General features: G+C 68.7%; 5 protein-coding genes. 1 reads left to right on the top strand and 4 read right to left on the bottom strand.

Annotated elements, in window-relative coordinates; translation table 11 throughout:
- Positions 1-285: 285 nt before the first annotated feature.
- Positions 286-903 carry a GNAT family N-acetyltransferase gene (locus tag DY245_RS34385; RefSeq protein ID WP_128511039.1) on the top strand — a complete coding sequence of 206 codons (618 nt, stop codon included), beginning with the start codon at positions 286-288 and terminating at the stop codon, positions 901-903.
- 104 nt (positions 904-1007) lie between these two features.
- Here the strand turns inward: DY245_RS34385 and trxA are convergent, their stop codons facing one another.
- From trxA to sigM, 4 genes are all read right to left on the bottom strand, one after another.
- Positions 1008-1334, bottom strand: a complete 327-nt coding sequence (trxA, locus tag DY245_RS34380; protein WP_069573198.1) for a thioredoxin — start codon at positions 1332-1334, stop codon at positions 1008-1010.
- A 46-nt stretch (positions 1335-1380) separates the two neighbouring features.
- Entirely contained in the window at positions 1381-2355 is a 975-nt protein-coding gene (gene trxB / locus DY245_RS34375) for a thioredoxin-disulfide reductase (RefSeq protein ID WP_128511038.1), read from the bottom strand.
- A 114-nt stretch (positions 2356-2469) separates the two neighbouring features.
- The gene (locus DY245_RS34370; protein WP_128511037.1) at positions 2470-3411 is read right to left on the bottom strand and encodes an anti-sigma factor; all 942 of its coding nucleotides are present in this window, start codon (positions 3409-3411) and stop codon (positions 2470-2472) included.
- Positions 3408-4103, bottom strand: coding sequence for an RNA polymerase sigma factor SigM (gene sigM, locus DY245_RS34365; RefSeq protein ID WP_128511036.1), 696 nt, complete (start codon positions 4101-4103; stop codon positions 3408-3410). The genes DY245_RS34370 and sigM overlap by 4 nt, the downstream gene beginning before the upstream one ends.
- Positions 4104-4293 lie beyond the last annotated feature (190 nt).

The raw sequence follows: 4293 nt of genomic DNA, 5'->3' as shown, positions 1-4293 counted from the left end.
GGGCCGTGTTCCGGAGTCCATACCGGAACACGGCCCGCCCTTTGCTCTCTGGCGGTACCCGTGCCCGTAAAGGGTGGATACGATGCGTTCGGGTATGGCACGCATCCATGTGGAGACACCTCACACCGAGGAGAGGGCCATGCGATCGGTGAGCCGCACCGGACTGCTGGCAGCGGGGTTCGGCCTCGCAGCTGTCGGAGGGTTCGTTGGAGGTCTGCTCAAGGAGCAGGCGGCGCTGACGGCGCTTCGTGGTGTGGCAGGCGAGAGAAGTGAGGACCTGGTTTCATGGGCCGTCGGTTCGTACCGCTCACGCTGGACAACCTTCCGGATCTCCCCAAACGCTGCCGCTCCTGCGTCTTCTGGGAGCTCGACCCCGTCAGCGGCGAGGCCGCGGTAAAGGCGGGCCGTCCCGAGCTCGAGAAAGAAGCCTGGATCTCGGCGGTCTTGTTGGAGTGGGGGTCCTGTGGGCGGGTGGTCTATGTCGACGAGGTGCCGGTCGGCTTCGTGATGTACGCCCCGCCGGCCTATGTGCCGCGCTCCACTGCCTTTCCCACCAGCCCGGTGTCGCCGGATGCGGTGCAGCTGCTGACGGCGTGGCTGACCCCCGGTTACCAGGGGCAGGGGCTGGGGCGGGTGATGGTCCAGACGGTCGCCAAAGACCTGATTCAGCGCGGCTTCAAGGCCATCGAGGCCTTCGGTGATGCCCGCTGGGCCGAGCCGGCGTGTGTGCTGCCCGCCGACCATCTCCTCGCGGTGGGCTTCAAGACCGTACGCCCCCACCCCCGCTTTCCGCGGCTGCGCCTTGAGCTGCGGACCACGATCTCGTGGAAGGAAGATGTGGAGCTGGCGCTCGACCGCCTGCTGGGAGCCGTCCAGAAGGAACCCGCTCTGCGACCGCTGTAGCGCGAGCCGCTTCGCAGGGAAGCAAGCCATTTCGCATAGAACAGAGAACGGGCCCGCCCCTCAGTGAGGGCGGGCCCGTTTCCCGTGAAACATGGCGGCGTGACTCAGGCGAGGAAGTCCGCCAGGTCGCGCTCGATCGCTGCCTTCGGCTTGGCGCCGACGATGGTCTTCACGACCTCGCCGCCCTGGTAGACGTTCATGGTCGGGATCGACATGACGCCGTACTTGGCGGTGGTCGCCGGGTTCTCGTCGGTGTTGAGCTTGGCGATGACGATCTCGTCGTGCTCGGCAGCAATCGCCTCCAGAGACGGGGCGACCTGGCGGCACGGGCCGCACCAGGTGGCCCAGAAGTCCACGAGGACGGGCTTGTCGCTCTTGAGGACGACCTCTTCGAAGTTGTCGTCCGTGACGGTCACCGTGGCGCCGGCCATGGCAATCTCCTTACTGGGTGGGTGGTGGGAAAGCTGGGTGCGCGGGTCAGGCGGAGACGGTCTTGTCCGGCTCGGCGGTCGCCTCGCCGTCCGACAGCGCAGCCAGGAACCGCTCGGCGTCGAGGGCGGCGGAGCAGCCCGTGCCGGCCGCGGTGATCGCCTGGCGGTAGGTGTGGTCGACGACATCGCCGGCGGCGAAGACGCCCGCCAGGTTGGTCCGCGTGCTGGGGGCGTCGACCTTGAGGTAACCCTCGTCGTCGAGGTTCAACTGGCCCTTGAACAGCTCCGTGCGCGGGTCGTGGCCGATCGCGATGAAGAGGCCCGTGACGGGGAGCTCGGAGGTCTCGCCGGTCTTGACGTTGCGCAGCGTCAGGCCCGAGAGCTTGTTGTCGCCGTGAACCTCGGCGACCTCGCTGTCCCACACAAACTTGATCTTCGGGTCGGCGAAGGCGCGGTCCTGCATCGCCTTGCTGGCGCGCAGGGTGTCACGGCGGTGGACGACGGTGACCGACTTGGCGAAGCGCGAGAGGAAGGTAGCCTCCTCCATCGCGGTGTCGCCTCCGCCGATGACGGCGATGTCCTGGTCCTTGAAGAAGAACCCGTCACAGGTGGCGCACCAGGAGACGCCGCGGCCGGAGAGCTCGTCCTCACGGGGCAGGCCGAGCTTGCGGTGCTGGGAGCCGGTGCTGACGATGACGGCCTTCGCGCGGTGCACATTGCCGGCGGTGTCGGTGACGGTCTTGATCTCCTCGGAGAGGTCGACCGCAACAACGTCGTCCGGCACAAGCTCGGCACCGAAGCGCTCGGCCTGGGCGCGCATGTTGTCCATCAGGTCCGGCCCCATGATGCCGTCGCGGAAACCGGGGAAGTTCTCCACGTCGGTGGTGTTCATCAGGGCGCCTCCGGCGGTGACGGCACCTTCGAAGACGAGCGGCTTCAGGGACGCGCGGGCGGTGTAGAGCGCTGCGGTGTAGCCCGCGGGCCCGGAGCCGATGATGATCACGTTGCGGACGTCGCTCACGGGTGTCTTCCTTGTCTCTGCCGACTGCTTGCTGGGGCTCTCGGAACTCTCACCCCACCCAACGGATCCTACGGGGCGAGCATTCCCGGAGTGGCACAGCGCACGTCTCGTCGTTCAGTCTCGCTGGAACGAGTGCGACAGCAGGACCTTTCCGGGAGCCGGTGGCGTGGCAGAGACACAAGAGGAAGCGACGACATAGGCCGAGACACGCTTGGGGTCGGCCGGGTGCGGCAGCACGACGAGGAAGGCGTCCTTGCCCTGGTAGCGGGTGTGGCTGGATGCGAGCGGGGATTCCGGACGCCCGATGCCCTGGCGGACACACGACGGGATGGTGTCGGCGCTGCCACGCAGCGGGGTGTCGGGGGAGCTCCGGATGCCGATGTCCGGGGACTTATGAGAACCCTTGGCCGCGAGCAGATCGTGGACGTGTGAGCCGAGGCTCGCGGTGGTCAGGCCGGCCGCGCCGCCTGTGCTCTTCTCGGTGGTCGCGGTGGCCCGGTCCTGGTTGCTTGCCGTGGTGCCGTCGACGGCGGCGTTCTGGATGAGAAGGCCCCCGAAGCTGAGGACCGCCGCGGCCGCCGCGGTGCCGAGCAGAATCCGGGGCCAGCGCCGCGCACGGGACGAGCGGCCACCGGGCGTCTGGCGGCCCGGCCCAGTGGCGCCTCGCGGACGCCCGGCGGGCCGGGTGGGCGATGTCACGTGGCTGGGCGAGTCGTCGGTTTCGGTCGATGTTTCACGTGAAACATCGACGGGCGCGGTGGCTGTTTCACGTGAAACATGCGCCCCGCCGGCGGGAGTGGTGGCGTTGAGCAGTGCCTCGGCCGCGAGGGCGGCATCGATGCGCCCGGCGACATCCGCCGGCATCCGCGTCGGACCAGGGAGCGTGCCGAGCAGCCCCCGGATTTCTTCCAGCGACGCATAGACGTCGTCGCACAGCGCGCAGCCGGCGAGATGGTCGCGCAGATCCGCCGTGCGCGTCGGAGAAAGCAGCCCGTCCGTGAGGTCGGAGATCTCGGAGACCTCCGGGTGCTCACCTGTGCCGGTCGTCGACGTCACGCTCGCCCACCTCCGCCCTTCACGGCACCTGTGTCCTTCGGCCCTGCCGTCGGTGGGACGGATGTCCCCTGCGCCCGGTTCCTTCCCCCGCTCGCGGGTTTGCTATCCCCGCCGTCGGCGCGCAGATGGGTGACCAAGGGGAGGAGTCGAGCCCGGCCTCGTGCGCAGCGGCTTTTCACCGTTCCGGTCGGGACGTCAAGGATCGAGGCGGCTTCCGCGACGGGGTAGCCCTGCATATCGACCAGGACGAGCGCGGCACGCTGTTCCTCGGGAAGGGTGCGCAGGGCGCTGAGCAGCTCTCGGTGCAGATCCTGGCGCTCGGCGGGTGCCTCGGCGGATTCCTGGGGCTCGAGAAGCTGCTCCAGCCGCTCGGTCTCGGCGACGGGTGAGGTGCGCCGGGAGGCGGCCTTACGGGCCCGGTCCAGACAGGCATTGACCGTGATGCGGTGCAGCCATGTCGTCACCGCGGACTGGCCGCGGAAGGTGTGGGCTGCCCGGTAGGCGGAGACCAGGGCGTCCTGGACGGCGTCGGCGGCTTCCTCGCGGTCACCAAGGGTGCGCAGTGCCACCGCCCAGAGGCGGTCGCGATGCCGCCGGACGATCTCCCCGAAGGCATCGGGGTCACCTTTTACATGCAGGGCAAGGAGATCGGCGTCGGTTGGTGTCGAAGCCTCGTTGCTGTCGGTGGACACGGGCCCCCCGGCCGTAGCTGCCTGATCTCGGTCCATTGAAGCCCGCCAGGTCACGAAAGTAAATGCTGGAGAACGCCCGCGACCAGCGGACGGGCGGCCGAAACACGCCGTTCTCACGCGGACGGACAGCGCCGTGCCGGAGCTTGATGAGGAGGGGGCTCCGGCCGGATATCCGGCCGGAGCCCCCTGT

It is taken from the genome of Streptomyces inhibens (assembly GCF_003389455.1).
Classification (GTDB): domain Bacteria; phylum Actinomycetota; class Actinomycetes; order Streptomycetales; family Streptomycetaceae; genus Streptomyces; species Streptomyces inhibens.
The sequence above is the reverse complement of the archived record's forward strand: the minus strand, read 5'-3'. Positions and strand labels throughout refer to the sequence as shown.